The organism is Corallococcus sp. CA053C, from assembly GCF_003611675.1.
GTDB lineage: Bacteria > Myxococcota > Myxococcia > Myxococcales > Myxococcaceae > Corallococcus.
In genome coordinates, this window is the sequence record NZ_RAWA01000174.1 from 1 (window position 1) to 18,883 (window position 18,883).

General features: G+C 71.0%; 18 protein-coding genes. 7 read left to right on the forward strand and 11 right to left on the reverse strand.

The window, feature by feature from the left end; all coding sequences use genetic code 11:
• Positions 1–161 precede the first annotated feature (161 nt).
• A complete protein-coding gene (gene nusA, locus D7V97_RS22415; protein ID WP_120612697.1) occupies positions 162–1,862 on the reverse strand; it encodes a transcription termination factor NusA in 1,701 nt (566 codons plus the stop codon).
• A gap of 65 nt (positions 1,863–1,927) precedes the next feature.
• Positions 1,928–2,413, reverse strand: a complete 486-nt coding sequence (gene rimP, locus D7V97_RS22420; protein WP_120612698.1) for a ribosome maturation factor RimP — start codon at positions 2,411–2,413, stop codon at positions 1,928–1,930.
• A 207-nt stretch (positions 2,414–2,620) separates the two neighbouring features.
• Here rimP and D7V97_RS22425 point away from each other — a divergent pair, with 207 nt between their 5' ends.
• The 6 genes from D7V97_RS22425 to D7V97_RS22450 all read left to right on the forward strand — a co-directional run bounded on the left by D7V97_RS22425 (position 2,621) and on the right by D7V97_RS22450 (position 8,973).
• On the forward strand, positions 2,621–3,424 hold the full coding sequence (locus tag D7V97_RS22425; RefSeq protein ID WP_120612699.1) for a carbon-nitrogen hydrolase family protein: 804 nt from the start codon (positions 2,621–2,623) through the stop codon (positions 3,422–3,424).
• A 95-nt stretch (positions 3,425–3,519) separates the two neighbouring features.
• On the forward strand, positions 3,520–3,975 hold the full coding sequence (locus tag D7V97_RS22430; protein WP_120612700.1) for a FecR family protein: 456 nt from the start codon (positions 3,520–3,522) through the stop codon (positions 3,973–3,975).
• Positions 3,972–4,826, forward strand: coding sequence for a peptidoglycan-binding protein LysM (locus tag D7V97_RS22435; RefSeq protein WP_120612701.1), 855 nt, complete (start codon positions 3,972–3,974; stop codon positions 4,824–4,826). Before D7V97_RS22430 ends, D7V97_RS22435 begins: the two co-directional genes overlap by 4 nt.
• Before the next feature lie 23 nt (positions 4,827–4,849).
• Entirely contained in the window at positions 4,850–6,562 is a 1,713-nt protein-coding gene (locus D7V97_RS22440; RefSeq protein WP_120612702.1) for an HD domain-containing phosphohydrolase, read from the forward strand.
• Between the two features lie 109 nt (positions 6,563–6,671).
• The gene (locus tag D7V97_RS22445) at positions 6,672–7,013 is read left to right on the forward strand and encodes a DUF971 domain-containing protein (protein ID WP_120612703.1); all 342 of its coding nucleotides are present in this window, start codon (positions 6,672–6,674) and stop codon (positions 7,011–7,013) included.
• A gap of 25 nt (positions 7,014–7,038) precedes the next feature.
• Entirely contained in the window at positions 7,039–8,973 is a 1,935-nt protein-coding gene (locus D7V97_RS22450) for a serine/threonine-protein kinase (RefSeq protein ID WP_120612713.1), read from the forward strand.
• A 37-nt stretch (positions 8,974–9,010) separates the two neighbouring features.
• Here D7V97_RS22450 and D7V97_RS22455 read toward each other — a convergent pair whose 3' ends face one another.
• The 5 genes from D7V97_RS22455 to D7V97_RS22475 all read right to left on the reverse strand — a co-directional run bounded on the left by D7V97_RS22455 (position 9,011) and on the right by D7V97_RS22475 (position 12,695).
• Positions 9,011–9,580 (reverse strand): ClpXP protease specificity-enhancing factor SspB, encoded by a 570-nt coding sequence (locus D7V97_RS22455; RefSeq protein WP_120612704.1) that lies wholly within the window; start codon positions 9,578–9,580, stop codon positions 9,011–9,013.
• A 36-nt stretch (positions 9,581–9,616) separates the two neighbouring features.
• Positions 9,617–10,099, reverse strand: a complete 483-nt coding sequence (gene smpB / locus D7V97_RS22460) for an SsrA-binding protein SmpB (RefSeq protein WP_120612705.1) — start codon at positions 10,097–10,099, stop codon at positions 9,617–9,619.
• 17 nt (positions 10,100–10,116) lie between these two features.
• The gene (panC, locus tag D7V97_RS22465; RefSeq protein WP_120612706.1) at positions 10,117–10,971 is read right to left on the reverse strand and encodes a pantoate--beta-alanine ligase; all 855 of its coding nucleotides are present in this window, start codon (positions 10,969–10,971) and stop codon (positions 10,117–10,119) included.
• 2 nt (positions 10,972–10,973) lie between these two features.
• Complete coding sequence (panB, locus tag D7V97_RS22470; RefSeq protein WP_120612707.1) at positions 10,974–11,882, reverse strand: 3-methyl-2-oxobutanoate hydroxymethyltransferase; 909 nt, start codon at positions 11,880–11,882, stop codon at positions 10,974–10,976.
• 168 nt (positions 11,883–12,050) lie between these two features.
• Positions 12,051–12,695: a deoxynucleoside kinase gene (locus D7V97_RS22475; RefSeq protein WP_120612708.1), complete on the reverse strand. Its 645-nt coding sequence runs from the start codon at positions 12,693–12,695 to the stop codon at positions 12,051–12,053.
• A 191-nt stretch (positions 12,696–12,886) separates the two neighbouring features.
• Here D7V97_RS22475 and D7V97_RS22480 point away from each other — a divergent pair, with 191 nt between their 5' ends.
• Complete coding sequence (locus D7V97_RS22480; RefSeq protein ID WP_120612709.1) at positions 12,887–13,174, forward strand: hypothetical protein; 288 nt, start codon at positions 12,887–12,889, stop codon at positions 13,172–13,174.
• A 4-nt stretch (positions 13,175–13,178) separates the two neighbouring features.
• Here the strand turns inward: D7V97_RS22480 and rsmA are convergent, their stop codons facing one another.
• From rsmA to D7V97_RS22500, 4 genes are all read right to left on the reverse strand, one after another.
• Entirely contained in the window at positions 13,179–14,072 is an 894-nt protein-coding gene (gene rsmA / locus D7V97_RS22485; RefSeq protein WP_120612710.1) for a 16S rRNA (adenine(1518)-N(6)/adenine(1519)-N(6))-dimethyltransferase RsmA, read from the reverse strand.
• A gap of 18 nt (positions 14,073–14,090) precedes the next feature.
• Complete coding sequence (tsaD, locus tag D7V97_RS22490) at positions 14,091–15,089, reverse strand: tRNA (adenosine(37)-N6)-threonylcarbamoyltransferase complex transferase subunit TsaD (RefSeq protein ID WP_120612711.1); 999 nt, start codon at positions 15,087–15,089, stop codon at positions 14,091–14,093.
• Between the two features lie 44 nt (positions 15,090–15,133).
• A complete protein-coding gene (locus tag D7V97_RS22495; RefSeq protein WP_120612712.1) occupies positions 15,134–17,944 on the reverse strand; it encodes a DUF4388 domain-containing protein in 2,811 nt (936 codons plus the stop codon).
• Between the two features lie 143 nt (positions 17,945–18,087).
• On the reverse strand, positions 18,088–18,883 hold a 796-nt coding region (locus tag D7V97_RS22500; protein ID WP_120612714.1), incomplete at its 5' end, for a J domain-containing protein.

Here is an 18,883-nt window from a genome sequence, read left to right on the forward strand (position 1 = left end):
CCACGCCGCCCTGGGGACCTACCACGAACCGGGTGAGTTCCGCCTGTGCCTTGCGCGAACCGCACCCGACGCAGGTCCTGACCGGACCTGACATCGTGATTTCCGTCGGATGTGTCCCAGGCCGTTTCGTTGCGCGGCGCATGTCCCCGTCCCCCTGGAGCTTACGGTGCCTTGGCCGCTTCCACGCCCTCCGAGCCGCCGGCTGACGCCAGCAGGCTCCTCTCCGCGTTCAACTCCGTGCGGAGCTTGGCCTCCTCCACCAGGTAGTTCTCCGCCGCGCTCTTGAGCTGGCGGGCCTTCTTGATGCCTACCCCTGGCACGTCGCCCAGGCGGGTGAGGTCCTTCTCGTTCGCGATGTCCTCCACCGTGCGGTAGCCGGCGAGGATGAGCTGCTCAATGGTCTTCTCACCGACGCCGCGCACGCGCGCCATGCGTTCCGGCTGGGACAGCTCGTCCGGGTGGCGGCGGGCCTCGGCCAGCCGGGCCTGCTCGCGCTCGTGGTCCATGCGCGACAGCTCCTGCTGGTCCTCGACCATGCGCTTGCGCGCCTCCTCCTGCATGGAGGGGATGCGGGCGGGGTCGATGCCGGGGATCTGCGACAGCATCTCCGCGTTCGCGTCCGCCACGTCCCGCGCCTGGCGGAAGCCGTGCGCGTAGAGCGTCTCCACCAGCATCTCGTTGACGCCGGGCAGCGCTCCCAGCGAGCGGCTCGCGAACTCGCGCATCTCGCGCACGCGGCTCTCGCTGTTGATGTCCAGCTTCCAGCCGGTCAGCTGGGCGGCCAGGCGCACGTTCTGCCCGCGCCGACCGATGGCGAGCGAGAGCTGGTCGTCCGGGACGATGAGCTCCATGGCGTGGTTCGCCTCGTCGATGATGACGCGGCTGACCTCCGCGGGGGCCAGGGCCGAGCACACGAAGCGCGCCGGGTCCTCGTCGTAGGGGACGATGTCGATCTTCTCCCCGCGCAGCTCCTGCACCACCGCCTGCACGCGGCTGCCCTTCATGCCGACGCACGCGCCCACCGGGTCCACGTCCGAGTCGCGGCTGGACACGGCGATCTTCGCGCGGCCACCGGGCTCACGGGCCGCCGCCTCGATGACGACGATGCCTTCGGCGATCTCCGGCACCTCCATCTCGAAGAGCTTGGTGAGCAGGTTCACGGACGCACGCGACAGGACGATCTGCGGGCCCTTGGACTCACGGAGCACGTCCAGCACGTAGGCCTGGACGCGGTCGCCGGGACGGTAGGTCTCACGCGGGACCTGCTCGCGCACGGGCAGCACGGCCTCCGCGCGGCCCAGGTCCACCACGATGTTGCCGCGCTCGAACCGGCGGGCGATGCCCGTGACGATCTCGTTCTTGCGGTCGCGGTACTCGTTGAAGACGTTCTCGCGCTCGGCGTCCCGCGTGCGCTGGAGGATGACCTGCTTGGCCGTCTGGGCCGCGATGCGGCCGAAGCCGCGGCGGAAGGTCTTCAGCCGGAGGATGTCCCCGTACTGGTCGTCCTGGGCCTTGGCCTCCGCGGCGTCCTCGTCACGGTAGAAGATCTGGAAGACGAGCTCGTCGTCGGCTTCCACTTCCATGCCCTTCTTGTGGGCCTCCGCCATGGAGATCTGGTTCACGGCCTGGACCGGATCCACGATCTCCTCGACGACGGTGATGGCCTGGAACAGCTCCACCACGCCCTTGTCCGGGTCGTACTTGGCCTCGAGGTTGCGGTCCTGGCCAAAGTGCTTCTTGGCCGCGGTCTTCATCGCGTCCTCGAGGGTCGCGATGAGCACAGCCCGCTCGATGCCCTTGTCCTTGGCGACCTGATCCAGGACGAGGTTGAGGTTGACGGCCGGGTTGGCTGGCGTTGCCATGACGTTCTCCTAAAATGGGTCCACGGGCGGCCCTGGCGCGATCAGGGTCCCCTGTATGTCGACGTCTAGAACTCGAACTCCAGATTGGCCTTGGCGATGTCCTTGAAGGGGATGCGGAAGTTGCCGCCCCCTTCCACGTCCACGGAAATGGCGTCGGCCGCCACGTCGGTGAGCGTTCCGCTGAAGTTCTTCCGCGGAGGGTCGCCCAACGGACCGAAGGTCTTCACCTTGACCTTCTGCCCCTTCACCCGTTCGAAGTGCACCGGCTTCTTGAGCGGCCGGTTCACCCCGGGGCTGGAGACCTCCAGGCTGTATTCCTGGGGGATGAAGTCCTCCACGTCGAGCACCGGATCCACGGCGCGCGACACCTGGGAGCACTCCTCCAGACCCACCCGGCCACCCGGCTTGTCGATGAACAACCGCAACACCCAGCCCTCGCGCTCGCGGACGTACTCCAGGTCCACCAGCTCCAGGCCTTCGTTCGCCACGATGGGGTCGAGCAGCGTCGCCGCCTGTTCCTCCACCGTCTGTTTGATGTTCTTCGACTCCATAACCGGGATGCAGGTCTCCAAAAACACGAAAAGCGGGCACGGCGGCCCACTTTTCGATGTGATGCTTCGAAAAATGTCGGGGCGTCCGTAACACACGCCCCCTCGGGGTGTAAAGGAAGGACACACCCCGAGGCTCCTGGTCAACGCCCCCCTGGAACGAAGGATTCCCAGGGGTTCGCGGACTGGAGCGGCGTTATAACGGCCGCCATGCACCTCATCGCCGCCGCCCAGATGGTGTCCACCGCGGACAAGGCCCACAACCTGGACGTGGCGACCCGCCTCGTGCGCCAGGCTGCTGGCCTGGGAGCCCGCCTGGTGGGTCTGCCGGAGAACTTCTCCTGGATGGGACCGGAGCCCGAGCGCCACGGCGCCGCGGAGGGCCTGGACGGGCCCACGCTGAGCCGGATGGCGGACCTGGCCCGGGAGACGAAGCTCACCCTGCTGTCCGGCTCCATCCTGGAAGCGGGCGCGCCCGGTGGGCGGCTCTACAACACCAGCGTCCTGTTCGGCCCGGACGGCGCGCGGCTGGCCGTCTACCGGAAGATGCACCTGTTCGACGTGGATGTGGGGGATGGTGCCACCTACCAGGAGTCCGCGGCGGTGGCGCCGGGGACGGAGGTGGTGGCGGTGGACACGGCGGTGGGCCGGCTGGGCATGAGCGTCTGCTACGACCTGCGCTTCCCGGAGCTGTACCGGCGGCTGTCGAAGGACGGGGCGACGCTGCTGGCGGTGCCGGCGGCCTTCACGATGATGACCGGCAAGGACCACTGGGAGGTGCTGCTCCGGGCCCGGGCCATCGAGAACCAGGCGTACGTGCTGGCGCCAGCCCAGGGCGGCAGGCACTCCGCCCAGCGGCTGACGTACGGGCACGCGATGGTGGTGGACCCCTGGGGGCTGGTGACGGCGCGCGCCTCCGAGGGCGAGGGGCTGGCGGTGGCGCCGGTGGACCCGGAGCTGCAGGCGCGCATCCGGCGCAACCTGCCGTGCCTGGAGCACCGCCGGCTGGACTAGGCAGGCGAGGCAGGCGGTCTCCGGCCGGCACCGGGGGCCCCCCCTCCCCGCGCCCGTTTGCGGTTAGACTGACGTCCCACGGAAAGCCCCCTCTCGTGAACGGACGACGCTGGCCCCCCCTGCTGTTCATGGTCGCACTGGCGACCCTTCCTCCCGGCTGCACGGCCGACGAGAAGCCACGTGGGCCCGCCGAGGCGCCCCTTCCCCCTCCGGTGCCCCGCGCGCACCTGCGGGGCCTGTCGGGGGACGTGCAGATCAAGCGTGCGGTCGCCGACGAGTGGAGCGCCGCGCGGGACGAGTTGCCGCTGTACGAGAACGACAAGGTGCGTACCGAGTCCGGAGCGAGCGCCCAGGTGGTGTTCGCCAACGGAAGCACGGTGCACCTGGGGGGCGATTCCCTGGTGGGAATCGCGGAGAGCAAGCTCCGCACGGACGTCACCGTCCTGCGCGGAAGGGTGGACGCCACGTTGGAGAAGCCGGCCACCCAGTCGCTGTCCGTCACTACTCCGTCCGCCACGGTTCGGGCTGGCAGGAAGATCGAGTTCCAATGAAGGCCGCCCTCTGGCTCAGTGCATGGATGGGTCTGACCGTGGTGCCCTCGGCGCCGGCGGTGGTGGAACGCGGGCCCTCGGAGGGCTCGCCCCTCCTGGCGGCCACCACGTCCGCGTCCCCGCCGAAGTCGCCGGGCGCGGAGCCGCAGACGGCGCGCAAGGCGATGGAGATGTCGCGCGCGGCGCTGAAGGCCGCTCCGGACGACGCGCGGCGCCGTGAGGCCGAGGTCCGCCTGAAGGACGCGGAGGCGCACTTCCGCGAGGCGCGTTACGCGGACGCGCTGCACAAGGCGGACGAGGCCTGGGCGCTGCTCAACCCGCCCCAGCCGTCCAACTTCACGGTGGAGGTGGACCACGACGGCGGCACCACCACCGTCACCCACCGCCAGGGGCCGCCCGTCACCGTGGAGGCCCAGCACGCCACCCGCATCCTCGCGCGGGGCGAGTCCGTGAGGGTGCAGCAGGGCACCGTCCTGCCGGAGCCGCCCACCGCGCCCCAGCCATTGCAGCCCACGGACAAGTTCCGCTTCACGCTGAAGCCGACGGCGGCCGGGCTGCTGGGCCCGGTGACGCTGACGTGGGCCTCGGTGGAGGGCGCCACGCGGTATGAGGTGGAGGTGGTTCCGGAGGCGGCGGCGGAGGCGGGCGCGGAGCCCGCGGCGCCGATGCGCGCGGTGATGGGGGCGCGGCAATGGGCGCTGCCGGCGCTGCCCGCGGGCCGCTACCGCTGGACGGTGACGGCGGTGAGCCCGGACCAGGGCCGGTCCGTCCCTTCCGCGCCGCGGCGCTTCGAGCTGGCCGCGGACGCGCTCGAACTCAACGTCAAGGTGAAGGACGGCTGGCAGAAGTAGCCAGTCCGTGAGGAGCACCACCCGTGCGTCTTTTCAAAGCCATCCTCCTGCTGATGCTGGTGGTCAGCATCATCCCCACGGTGATGGTGGGCTGGTTGTCGGTGTCCCATACGCGCGAGCTGCTGATCCGCGACGCGCAGGAGCTGGCGCAGGAGCGCGTGAAGCAGCTGCGGCTCAAGGCCGAGAGCTTCCTGGAGGACCCCACGGAGATGGTGGTGGGCCTGTCCAGCGTGCCGGGCGGGTTCTTCACCCTGCCGCGCGACACGCAGCGCTCGCACATCGCGGCGGTGCTCAACCAGCGCCAGGAGGTGCTGGCCCTCACCGTGTTCGGCGCGGACAAGCAGCGACAGCCCGGGCTGCAGGCCTTCGCGGTGCACGACATGGCGCCCAGCGCGGTGGCCGAGCACGAGGAGCGCGCGCGGGCGCTGCTCAACGCGGGGCTCACGGGGGTGCGCTATTCGGACGTGGTGGCGTCCCCGGGCGGCGGCGGCCCGGTGGTGACGCTGGCGTTCCCGGTGGGTGACCCCGTGCAGGGCTACATGGCGGCGGACCTGACGCTCGCGGGCCTGCGGCAGATGCTGGCGCAGGAGCGCGTGGGCAGCACGGGGTTCGCGTACCTGGCGGACCGGAACGGGCGGCTCATCACCGGCGGCGGGGACCTGGGCGCCGTGGGCGAGGACGTGTCGAAGCGGCCGCCGCTGGCGCACCTGCTCAAGCAGCGCGAGGGTTCGCCCGACACGGAGCTGTTCCACGTGGGCAACTTCGGCGAGGGGCGCCAGGCGGTGGTGTCCGCGTACTCGGTGTTGCCGGAGGCTGGCTGGGCCATCGTGTCCGAGCAGCCGGTGGAGCACGCCTACCGCCAGGTGGAGACGATGGAGCGGCGCATCCTGCTGGGGCTGGGGGGCGCCATCCTGGTGGCGCTCGTGCTGGCGTCCATCTTCTCCCGCAACCTCACGCAGCCCTTGAAGACGTTCATCGCGACGTCGCTGGAGCTGGCGCGCGGCAAGTTCGGCGTGGAGGTGAACCTCAAGCAGAAGAACGAGCTGGGGGAGCTGGCCCAGACGTTCAACTACATGAGCAAGCAGCTGCTCGCGTACGACATGGAGACGCGCGGCCTCTACGAGAGCTTGGAGAAGGGCTACCTGGAGACCATCGTCGCGCTGGCCAACTCCATCGACTCCAAGGACGCGTACACGCGCGGCCACAGCCAGCGGGTGGGCGACGTGGCGGTGGAGATCGGCAAGGAGCTGAAGCTCACCGAGCGCGAGCTGCGCCAGCTGCAGTACGGCGGCATCCTCCACGACATCGGGAAGATTGGCATCGTGGAGTCCATCCTCACCAAGCAGTCGCGACTGACGGACCAGGAGATGGCGACGATGCGCGAGCACCCCGCCATTGGCGACGCCATCATCGGACCGGTGACGTTCCTGGGCCCGGTGCGCGCGTGCGTGCGCCACCACCACGAGCGCTGGGACGGCACGGGCTACCCGGACAAGCTCAAGGGAGAGGCCATCCCGCTGCTCGCGCGCATCGTGGCGTGCGCGGACACCTTCGACGCGTGCACCTCCACGCGCCCGTACCAGAAGGCCATGCCGCTGGAGAAGGCGATGGAGATCCTGGACAACCTGAGCGGCGCGCAGCTGGATCCCCGGGTGGTGGTGGCCCTGCGCGCGGTGCTCGCCCAGCGCGGCGTACGGCTGGAAGGCCACCGGCAGCCGGTCAAGCTGGCGTCCTGAGCGCGCCCCCTCCCCAATGCTTCCGACCGGCGCGCGCGGGACGTCCCCCGCCCCGCCGGAAGGATGGTAGGGAGGGGCCTGCTGTGCCCAAGACTCTGGAAGGTGGACCGTGAGCAACTTCTGGGACCGCATCAAGCCCGCGCCCAAACCCATCAGCGCGACGGATGCAAAGCTGTCCCCCGACGGGGAGTCGCTGACGCTGACGTGGGACGACGGCGTGACGACGACCGCCACGGCGCAGGTGCTGCGCCAGCAGTGCCCGTGCGCCGCGTGCGTGGACGAGTGGACGGCCAAGCGCACGTTGGACCCCGCGCAGGTGCCCGCGAACCTGCGCGTGTTGCAGATGCAACCCGTGGGCAACTACGCGCTCGCGTTCGTGTTCAGCGACCAGCACAACACCGGCATCTACCCGTGGAAGCACCTGCGCGACCTGACCCAGGCGCAGGGCTGACGCTCCAGGCCCCTTGGAGGACCTCGTGACTTCGCGCTATCGGCTGCTGCAACCGCTGGCCACGGGAGGCATGGCGGAGCTGTTCCTGGGGGTGGCGAAGGGCGCGGAGGGCTTCGAGCGCACCGTGGCCATCAAGCGCGTGCTGCCGCACCTGGCGCGCGAGCCGGGCATCGCGAGCATGTTCGTCGCGGAGGCGCGGCTGGCCATGCTGCTGCAGCACCAGAACATCGTCACCGTGCACGACGTGGGAGAAGGCGCCGAAGGCCTCTTCCTGGTGATGGAGCTGGTGGACGGCTGGGACCTGGGAGCCCTCCTGCGCGCGGTGGCGCGACAGGGGCTGCGCATCCCGCCGCACCTGGCGGTGTTCATCGCGAGCCAGGCCCAGGCGGGGCTGCTGCATGCGTACCGGCGCCAGGACGAGGGCCGGCCGGTGATGACGGCGCACCGGGACGTGTCCCCCTCCAACCTGCTGGTGTCGCGCGAGGGCGAGGTGAAGGTCACCGACTTCGGCATCGCGCGGCTGGAGGGCCTGTCGCGCACGGAGCCCGGGGCCTTCAAGGGCAAGGTGCCCTACGCGGCGCCGGAGGTCCTCCGGGGCGAGCCGGCCACGGCGCTGAGCGACCAGTTCTCGCTGGGCATCATCCTGTCGGAGCTGCTCGCCGGGCAGCACCCCTTCGGTCCCGCGGTGGAGCCGATGGCGGTGGCCTACGCCATCCTCAACCGCGCCCCCGCGTCGCTGCCGGACGTGCCGGCGTCGCTGGCCACCCTGGTGCTGCGCATGCTGTCGCGCGAGCCGCAGGGCCGCTTCGCGCAGCCGGAGGACGTGTCCGAGGCGCTCGCGCGCTGGCTCGCGCAGACGGGTGAGCCCGCGTCGTCGCACGCGCTGGCCACGTTCCTGCGCGGGGTGCGGCTGCCCCCGTCCGTGGGAGACCTGGCGCGGGTCGCCGCCCAGGAGAACGCCGCGGCGCCCGCCGTGTCGTTCGTGACGTCTGGCGGGCCTCCCGGGTCCGCCGATGCACCCTCCGGAACACGGACGTCCCTCTTCGGCGCGGCGCCGCCGTCCTCCGCGCGCGGAGAGCCCGTGCCGTCGTGGAAGCTCCCGGGGGCCGCGTCCGTGCCCGTGGGAGGCGAGGAAGAGGAGCCATGGAGCCCGAGTCCCGGCGGCGTGGCGCTGTCCGCCTCCGGCGAGGTGGTCCACGCCTGCGCCCGGTGCGGCGCGGCCCTGGAGTCACCCGGAGCCCCCTGTGAGGCCTGCACGCAGGGGCCTGCCGCGCGGGCGTCCGCGTCGTGGAGCTCCGCGGCCGAGACCCCGACCGTCCTGGGCCCGGTGGTGGCGCGGGGGCCCCGTCCCGGGGAGGCGGCTGCCACGGCACGCGCTTCGGGCCACGGCGCTCCCGCTGGGGCCGTGCGTGCTGCGCCCTCTGGGCCCCCTTCGCGGAAACCCGCCCCTGTGGCGGACAGCGCGGCGCCGTCACTGGCCACGCAGTCGCTCGCGGACGTGGAGGATGCCGGGCGTCTGGCGCGGCCCAATATCCATCAGGCGTCCTCGGGCGACCTGGAGCTGGAGGAGCGCGGGCCCCGGCCGGAGGGCACGTCGTGGGAGCTGGAGCCGCCGGCCCCGCCTCCCCGTCCTCGTCGGCGCTGGGGTCCCGTGGTGGCGCTGTTCGCTGTCGTCACGGCGCTCGCGGGGGGCGTGCTGTTCCTGTGGCCCCGCTTTGAAGCCCAGGTCCTGCACGCCCTCAACGGCGGCCAGACGGGGGTGCTGTCCATCCGCAGCGAGCCTTCCGGCGCGCGGGTGACGGTGGATGGCGTGGACGTGGGCGTGACGCCGCTGGTGATGGACAACGTCTACCCGGCCCGCTCCATCCCCGTGCAGCTCAAGCTCCGGGGCTATCGCGCGTGGACGGGCTCGTTCATGGGCGGCATGAAGGCGGACGTCGACGCGGAGCTCCAGCGCTGACGTCCGGCCCGGTCCTCCCCTTCCCGGGAGGACCGCCCTACTTCACCAGCCGCAGGTGCCCTCCGCGGCGCGGCGGCTGCGGCTCTTCGGGCGGGCTGCCCGGGCCGCTTTCGGCGGCGGCCGGTGACGGCACCTCCGCGGGGCGCGGCTGCGTCTCCGGCTCGTCGGAGCGCTCGCTCTGGACCTCGCGCAGGAACGCGCGGGGCCGCTCGGCGGCGACGGGCATGGGCACCGGCGCGGGCTGCGGCGGCCGCGACACGGAGGCGGACGCCACGGGGGGCTGCTGGAGCAGCTCCGGCGGCATCTCCTCCGGGTACATCCAGAACTCCTTCGTCACGTGGCTGGCGATGGCGAACAGCGCCGACCAGGGCACCGCCACCGTGAAGCGCGAGCCGGAGAAGCTCAACGTGGAGCGCACGCCCCACTCGCCCACCGTGAGGTCGGGCGGCTCGAAGCGGTAGGAGAGGTTGAGACGCAGATGTGCTTCGCCTCGGAGGCTGGCGGGGACGAGCACGCCGGGGCGGCGCGCGTCCAGGTGGATCATCACCATCCCCTGATCCAGCGCGGCCAGCAGCCGCTCCTTCTTGTCGGAAACCTTCTTGTCCATTCCAGCCTGTCCGGCGGGGAATTGCGGGCGCGCCCTTCAACGACGGCGCACTTCCCGGTCCATCTCCCGCTTCGTCTCCCGTTCCTTGATGTCGTGGCGGCGATCTTCGTGCGTCTTGCCGCGGCACAGGCCCAGTTCCACCTTGGCCCGTCCCTTCCTGAAGTACAGCACGAGCGGGATGATGGAGTAACCGCGCTCGCGTACCTTCGCCGTCCAACGGTCGATCTCCGACCGGTGCATCAACAGCTTGCGGCCCCGGGTGGGGAGGTGGTCGAACACACTCGCCGCCTTGTAGGAGCCGATGTGGGCGTTGAGCAGGAACAGCTCATTGCCCTTCTGCAGCGCGTAGGAGTCCGACAGGTTGGCGATGCCGTCACGCAACGACTTCACCTCGCTCCCGGTCAGCTCCAGCCCGGCCTCGACCTTCTCGTCCACCGTGTAGTCGAAGCGCGCACGCCGGTTCTCGGCAATGAGCTTCACCCCCGGCTCCGCACCCACACCCTTCGGCTTTCCGGCCATAACGTGTCCCGAGTCTCCTAACCGGCCAGGGCCATGTTGTCGATGAGCCGCGTGGCGCCGCAGAAGGCGGCCACCAGCACGCGCGCCGTCTGCCCCGGCGCCACCGTGGCAAGGGACGTCAGCCGCTCCGCGTCCCGCACCTCCACATAGTCCTCGCGCAGGTCGGCCGCCTGGAGCTCCCGGCGGACCGCCTCCACGAGCGCTCCCGTGTCCCGGGTGCCGGAGGCGAGCAGGGCCTGGGCCGCTCGCAGGCCCTTCGACAGGGAGAGCGCCCGCTGCCGCTCGTCGGCGGACAGGTAGGCGTTGCGGCTGCTCATCGCGAGCCCGTCCGCTTCGCGCACCGTGGGCATGCCCACGATGTCCGCGCCCAGGTGCAGGTCGCGGTTGAGCGCGCGGATGACCTGGAGCTGCTGGTAGTCCTTCTCACCGAAGAGCGCCACGGCGGGCCGGAACAGCGCCAGGAGCTGCGTGACGATGGTGGCGACGCCCCGGAAGTGGCCGGGACGGCGCTCACCGCACAGGCCCTGGCTGACGTCGGTGACGTCCACGTAGGTCTGGTAGCCGGGCGGGTACATCACCGCGGGCTCCGGGGCGAACACGGCCTCCACGCCCGCGCTCGCGCACCGGCCCAGGTCCCCCTCGAAGTCGCGCGGATAGCGCGCGAGGTCCTCGCGGGGGCCGAACTGCGTGGGGTTCACGAAGATGGAAGCGGCCACCACGTCCGCGCGCCGGCCGCCCTCCCGCATGAGCGAGACGTGGCCCTCATGGAGGAAACCCATGGTGGGCACGAGCGCCAGGCGACGGCCCTCCTTCTGGAGGGTCTCCACCCAGGCCTTCACCTCTGGCACGGTGCGCAGGACGCGGGGGGCCATGGCTAGACCGGCGCCCCGTAGATGGCGCCGACCTTCTCCGCGCCCTCGACGAGCACCTCCGCCTCCGGGCCCACGGGCGTGGCGGCCACGAGGCGGACGTTCTTGTTCGCCTTGAAGCTGTGGTCATCGTCGGGGAACGTGCCCCCGCGGACCTCGGAGAAGAACGCGCCCGCCGCTTCCGTGATGTTGCCGTGGAGGTTGGCGAAGCGCTTGACGAACTTCGGCTTGAAGTCCGGGTTCATGCCCAGGAGGTCGTAGCAGACCAGCACCTGCCCGTCGCAGTGCTTGCCCGCGCCGATGCCGATGGTGGGAATCTTCAGGCTCTGCGTGATGGTGCGCGCCAGCTCCAGCGGCACGCCCTCCAGCACCAGCGCGTACGCACCGGCCTCCTCTAGCGCGAGCGCGTCGTCCAGCATGCGGCGCGCGGCGTCCTCGTCGCGGCCCTGCACCACATAGCCGCCCATCTTGTGCACCGACTGCGGCGTCAGCCCCAGGTGGCCCATGACGGGGATGCTGGCGCGGACGATGGCGCGCACGGTGTCGGCGAACTCGGCGCCGCCCTCCAGCTTCACGCTGCCCACGTTGCCTTCGGCGACGAGCCGGCCGGCGTTGCGCACCGCTTCGTGCGGCGACACCTGGTAGCTCATGAACGGCAGGTCGCCCACCACGTGCGCCCGCTTCGCGCCCCGGCTCACCGCGGCCGAGTGGTAGACCATCTGGTCCATCGTCACCGGCAGCGTGGACTCCTGGCCCTGGATGACCATGCCGAGCGAGTCACCGACCAGCAGCACGTCCGCCCCACCCTCGTCGAGGATGCGCGCGAACGTCGCGTCGTACGCGGTGACCATGCAGATCTTCTGACCGGACTGCTTCAGGCGCTTCAGCGTGTGGATGGTGACCTTGTCCTTCACGGTTCACCTCCTGTGGAGACGGGTGGGACGGCCTCGTGGAACCCCGGACCCCTCGCCGTCCCCAAGGGGATCGCCGGAGGCCAAGGACGCCACGAAGGTGCACTCTAACGCCCTCGGAGCCTCATGTGGGGCTTCCCACACGACGAACAGCCTGGCGGGCGATTGACGTCAGGCCCGCCGGGATGCTCTCGGCACGTAATGCTGCACGCCGGGCTTCGCCGCCTGGATGGCCTGCATCAACTCCTCGCGGTCCGCCTCGTTGTGGACGAAGTCGATGTCCGAGGTGTTCACCACCAGGAGCGGCGTGTCCGTGTAGTGGGCGAAGAAGTCGTTGTACGCGTGCGTGAGCGACTCCAGGTAGCCCGCGTCGAACTTGCGTTCGAACTCACGGCCGCGCTTCTTGATGCGATGCAGCAGCACGTCCAGCTGGGCCTGGAGGTAGATGACCAGGTCGGGCCGGGTGACGCGGGGCCCGAGCGCCTCGAAGACGCGGTCGTAGAGGGCCAGCTCGTCCGACGCCAGCGTGAGGTTGGCGAAGATGCGGTCCTTGGCGAACAGGTAGTCGCTGACCGTGACGGAGCGGAACAGGTCCTGCTGGAAGAGCTCCTGCTGCTGGCGGAAGCGCGACAGCAGGAAGAACACCTGCGTCTGGAACGCGAACTTCTGCCGGTCCGCGTAGAAGCTGGAGAGGAAGGGGTTCTCCTCCACCACTTCGAGGATGCGACGGCTGCCCAGGCGCTCCGTGAGGAGGTTGGCGAGGCTCGTCTTGCCCACGCCGATGGGCCCTTCGACGACGATGTAGCGGTGGTCCATCGGCCCGAGGCCTCCGCCCCCGGAAACAGCACATGCGACGCATGCGCGCGGGGGGCGGATAACACAACCATGCTCCCGCGCATCCGGCAATTTTCGCCGGCCCACCCCACCCTTGCACGGCTCCAGGTCATCTCTTACGGTGCCCGCCCACACGTCCCATGAACGCCGGGACAGCAGGAGTGCTCGGTTAGATGCGCGGCAGGCAGCGGGTGAAGACGGTGGTGGACGAGGTGGAGCGCGAGGAAGCCGCGCCCGCTCCACGCCCCGCGACGGCCCCGCCCGCACCTCCGGTGGACGTGGATCCACTCTACGGCGTGGCGCTGCTCAAGACGGCCTTCGAACTGAAGCGCCGGCCGGACGGCTCCGTGGACGAAGTGCTGAGCACGGTGCTCGCGCGCCTGCGCATCGACGAGGGCGAGTTCCGCGCCTTCCTCGCCCAGCAGGGGGGGCTCCTGGCCGCGCTGGGCCAGAAGCACTGAGACGCTAGGACTCGTCGTCCGCGTCGGGTTCCGAGTCGGGCTCCGGCGCGTCGGGAGGCGGAGGCGCCATGGCGGTGACGGGCCCGAGCGCACGCTCGATGGCGGCGAACTCCGCCGGGGACAGCGTCTCCGCGCGGCGGCCCGGATCCACACCGGCGGTCTGGAGCGCGGCGAGCAGGACATCCGGCTTCGCGAGCCCCTTGTCGGACTTGAGCGAGTTGATCAACGTCTTGCGGCGCTGGGCGAAGCCGGCCTTCACCAGCCGGGTGAAGCGGGCCTCGTCCACGAGCGGCGCGCGGGGACTGGCGAGCCGCGTGAGGCGTACCACGGCGGAGTCCACCTTCGGGGGCGGGTGGAAGCGCCACGCCTCCAGCGTGAGGACCTCTTCGACGTCGAAGTGCAGGCCGAGCAGCACCGTGAGCAGCCCGTAGTCGCGGTTGCCGGGCTCGGCGGCCAGGCGCACCACCACTTCCTTCTGGAGGGTGAAGACGGCGCGCGAGATGTGGGCGCGCTGCGCGAGAACCTGGAAGAGGATGGAGCTGGTCAGGTGGTACGGCAGGTTGCCCACCAGCGCGATTTCGGGGACGCCGGCCACCTGGGCGAAGTCCACCGTGGCGGCGTTGCCGGACACCACGCGCACGCCGGGGATGGCCTCCTTCTCCAGCACGGCCACCATGTCGCGGTCGCGCTCCACGGCGGTCACTTGCGCGCCGGTGGCGGCGAGGAAGCGCGTGAGGTGGCCCAGGCCCGGGCCCAGTTCCACCACGGGTTCGCCCTCGCGCAGTTCGAGCGCGTCCGCGATGGACTGGAGCGCGTCCGCGTCTCCGAGGAAGTTCTGGCCCCAGCTGTGCTTGGGGCGCAGTCCGTGGCGCTTGAGGATGTCGCGCGGCGATTCCACTGAGGAGCCGTCCCTTCCCTACTCCATGCGCCAGGCGGGGTCGGCCGCGAGGCGGAAGTCACCGCGCAGACCGCGGCGCCACGCTTCATACCCCGCGACGGCGATCATCGCCCCATTGTCCGTGCACAGTCGCACCGGGGGCAGGAACATGCGCAGCCCGCGCTCCTCCGCGCGCTCCTTGCACAGCGCCCGGAGCCGCGAATTCGCCGCAACGCCGCCGCACAGCACCAGCTGCGTGTGGCCCAGCCTCCGCGCCGCGGCGACGAGCTTCTTCGACAGCACGTCCGCCACCGCCTCCTGGAAGGACGCGCAGAGGTCGTGGAGCGCCTGGCCCTCCGGCATGCCGTGCTTCTGGATGTGGTGGAGCACCGACGTCTTCAGCCCGGAGAAGGACACGTCGAAGTTGTCGCCCGGCAGCGCGCGCGGGAAGCGGATGGCCTCCCGGTCGCCCTTCTGCGCCAGCTCGTCGATGGGCTGTCCGCCCGGGTACGGCAGGCCGAGGAGGCGCGCCGTCTTGTCGTAGGCCTCGCCCGCGGCGTCGTCGCGCGTACGGCCGACGAGGCGGTAGTTCCCGTAGTCGCGCACCTCGTAGAGGCTCGTGTGTCCGCCGGAGACAACCAGCCCCAGGAACGGCGGCGCGGGCGCGTCCTCCAGCAGGCGGATGGCGAGCAGGTGGCCTTCCAGGTGGTTGGCGCCCACGAAGGGCTTGCCGGTGGCGAGGCTCAGGCCCTTGGCCACCTGGAGCCCCACGAGCAGCGCGCCGATGAGGCCGGGGCCGGACGTGACGGCGAGCAGGTCGATGTCGTCCAGCGTCTTGCCCGCGCGGGTGAGGGCCTCGTGGAGGACGGGCATCACCTGGACGATGTGGTTGCGGCTGGCCAGCTCCGGCACGACGCCGCCCCAGCGACGGTGGATGTCCACCTGCGTGGAGACGACGTCCGACAGCACGCGCCGGCCATCCTCCACGACGGCGGCGGCGGTTTCATCGCACGAGGTTTCGAGTCCGAGGACGAGCACGACGACTCCGGCAGGGGACGGGAAGGCGGAAGAGCCGCTGCCGCCTAGGTGCCCATCCCCTTGAGCAGCGCGCGCACCTCTTCCGCCGAGGCTCCCGTCGGTTCGAGGAACAGATACCGCTTGTAGGCCTCGGCCGCTCGGGGTTCCTCACCGGAGAATTGCAGCGAGCTGCCCAGCCAGAACCAGGCCTTCGCGTTCTTGGGCTCCTGGCGGACCACGTCCTGGAGCAGCTTGGCCGCCTCGCGGTAGCCCGCCGCGCTCATGTTGTTGCTGTTGGCGAGCGAGATGCCCAGGCCGGCCTTGGCCTCGGTCGAATCCGCGTTGAGCGCGAGCGCCTTGCGGTAGGCGCCCACCGCCGCCTTGAAGCTCTTGCGGCTCATCGCCGTGCGGCCTTCCTTGATCAGGTCGGCGTAGGTGGCCTTCACCACGACGGGCGGCGCGGTGTCGGGCGTGGTCGGCGGCGCGACCGCGAGCCCCGCGTCGACGGGCTCGGTAGGCACGGTGGGCTCGGGCGTGACCACCTTCACGGGCGGCGTGCCGGCGTCCACTTCCGCGCTGGTGGTGACCGTCTTCGGCGGGACGGCGCCCGCATCCACCGGGGCGTCCTGCACGGTCTTCACGGGCGGCGGCGCGACGTCCGGCACGGGCGGGACCTCGGGCGGCTTGCGCGCTTCCACGGGCTGCTCGACCTTCGGCGGCGGCACGGGAGTCACTTCCCCACCCGAACCGCGGGAGATCACCACCGCGGCCACGGCCGCCAGGAGGAGCAGGCCTCCGGCGACGTAGAGGCCCGTGCGCTTGGGCTTCAGCACGGCGCTCAGCGCGGCGTCGTCCTCTTCGGGCGAGGGCACCTTCGGCCCCACGGGGCCCTTCGCCACGGGCGGCGACGTCACGACGTTCGTCGTGGGCGGAGGCACCACGGGCGCGGCCGGAGCGGCCTCCTCCACCGGCTCCGTGAAGTACGCCTCCGCCGCGGGCACATCCTGTTCGGCGACGTTCTCCGGAGCGCTGACGGGCCCGGCCGCATCGAAGGGCGTCGACGCGGGGAACTCGACGTTGAGGCTCGCGGGGCCCACCTGGGGCGGGACGATGCCGTGGCCCGGATACGGCGGCAGCGCGAGCTGCTGGGGCGCGCTCGCCGCTCCGTCCTCCAGCATCGGCTCCAGGTCCTGCGGAGCGTCGTGGCCGGGGTCGTCCAGGCTGCTGACCAGCGTGACCTCGGACGAGGGCGGCGCGGGCGCGGGGGGCGGCACCGCGGCCAGCGGACTGGGCGCGATGGCGGCGCCCCCGAAGATGGGCGCGCGCGACAGCGGCGGCTCCGCTGCGGCCGGTGCGGGCGCGGCGGTCACGGCGGCAGGGCCCTGCGGGGAGAGGGGCGCGCGGGGCGCGGGTGACCAGACGGAGCCGGGGCCCCAGGTGCTGGAGGCGCTCAGGCCCTCCGTGTCCACGCGGCCCCAGTCGAGCAGCAGGCTGCGCCGCGCGTGATCCACCGCACGGTGCGCCGGGGGCGGCTCCACGAGGAAGGCCGAGCCCTCCTGCGACAGCGGCGGGACGACGGGCTCCACGGCGTCCTGGCCGAAGGCGGGCGGAGCATCGCCGGGGCGCGAGCGCGGCGGGAAGATGATCACCTGCGCGGGCTGCACCGCGTGCGGCGCGGGCACCGCTTCCGCCACGGGCGTGACCTCGTCCACGGGCTCGCTTGGCGCGGGCTCCAGCGAGAGCTCCACCTCCGCCACGGGGGCGGCTTCGGGCTCGACGGGCGCTTCCTCGACGGGGACCGCGGGCTCGGCAGGCTCGGCGGGGGCGGCTTCGGGTTCGGCGGCCGCGGGCGCGACCTCCACCGGGATGGGCGGGGCGGCGTTCAGCCACTGCTCGATGCCGGGCTTGCTGCTCTGCACGGGCTCCAGCGGCGCGTTGCCCAGCTCGCGGATCAGCCCTTCGAAGTACAGCTTGCTGATGATGCCCAGCGCGGCCAGGTCCTCGAAGTCCGAGTCCTCCACCACGCGCGACAGCGCACGCTTGCCGTCGAACAGGCGCAGCAGGCCGTTCACCTCGTCGGGGATCTCCGACAGGCGGTCCGCGAGCTGGTGGTAGTCGATCTCGAAGACCGTCTCCAGCGGCGGGAGCTGCTCGAGCATCCGGCCCCACTCATCGAGCCGGCGCATGCCCTCCATGAGCAGGCCCTGCGTGGAGACCTCGATGCGCTCGGGTCGGTCCAACGTGGTGAACTGCACGTCGAACTGGCCTTCGAACGTGTTGAGCAGCCGGTAGAAGGCGTTCTCGCCCTTGAGCCGGCCCAGCTCCGCGTCCACGACGCGGCCTTCCTTGAAGTAGACGGTGCCGGTGCGCTCGCCCTGGATGGAGATGACGCCCGTCTTGCGGCCGATTTCGAAGGTCTGGACCAGGTCCACGACGCCCATGTCGGCGAGGCTGCCCGCGAAGCCGCCCTTGGTCGTCTCGCGCTTCTCGATGCGTTCCTTCTCGGCCTTCTGAAGGATCATCTTCACGCGGGTGACGATCTCTTTGATGTAGATCGGCTTCGTCAGGTAGTCGTCGCCGCCCAGCTCAAGGCCGCGCACCTTGAACTCGACCGACTTCTGGTTCGTCAGGAAGACGAAGGGGATGAACTTGAAGCGCTCGTCGGACTTGAGCGTCTTGCAGAGCTCGAAGCCGTCCATCTCCGGCATCTTCGTGTCCGCCAGCACGAGGTCCGGAGGGCTGATCTGGACCTTCTCCAGCGCGTCCTTGCCGTGGATCGCCGTCGTGACGGAGAAGCCCGCCTTCTTCAGGCTGACCTCCATCACGCGCAGGCTCTTCGCGTCACCATCGACCAGGAGCAGGTGCTGCTTGGCCACGTTGCATGCCTTTCAAGACAGGAGGGGCGGCGGATCCGGCGGGCACGCCCCGCGGGCGCAAGCATCGGGCCCGGTTTCCAGGTGTGTCAATGGGCGGGACTGTCCGGAAAACCGTCCGGTTCCTTCCCTGGAGGACAGGCAGGTCAGCGGAAGAGACCCTTTTTGGGAGGGTTCTTCTTGCGCATGTCGATGAGCCGCAGCTCCTGGTTCGCCTCCAGGTGCTTCGGGTTCGCACGCACCGCCTCGCGGAAGTGGCGCTCGGCCCGGTCCATGTCGTTCTCCACCCGGGCGATGACGCCCAGCTGGTAGTGGGCGCGATCACAGTTCGGGTCCAGGCGCACCGCATCCGCCATCCACTGTTTGGCGCGGGGCATGTCGGCCTTGCGGCTGGGATCCATGTACACGGCCCAGGCGCGAGCGGCCAGGTACAGGGGCTTGGGCTCCAGGGCGTGCGCGCGCTCGTAGTGCTCCACGGCGGCGAGGAAGTCGCGCTTGCGGAAGTAGACCTCGCCCATCTTGAAGAGGTCCTCCGCGTTCGTGTCGGCGCGGGCACCGCCGGGGCGGCCACCGGCTGCGGCGGACGGAGGCTTGGGCAGGGCCTGCGCGCCCTGCAGCGTCTGCTGGTAGCTCTTGCGGCGCGCGTCGTCGTGGAGGACCTCGTAGGCCTCGCGGATGGACTCGAAGACGGAGGTCATCTTCTGCGCCAGGTGGGGCAGCGACGGGGGCAGCCGGTCCGGGTGGAAGACCTTGGCGAGGCTGAGGAAGGCGGCCTTCACCTGGTCGCGCGAGGCGTCCTGCGGCACACCGAGCACGGAGAAGTGGTCGCGCTTGGCCTGGATGTCCGCGAAGCGCTGTTCAATCTGCTGCGCGAGCCGGCCCTCGTCGGGCTTGGGGGCTTCGGTGGGGGCGGCGACAGGCGCGGGAGCCGCGGCCACGGGG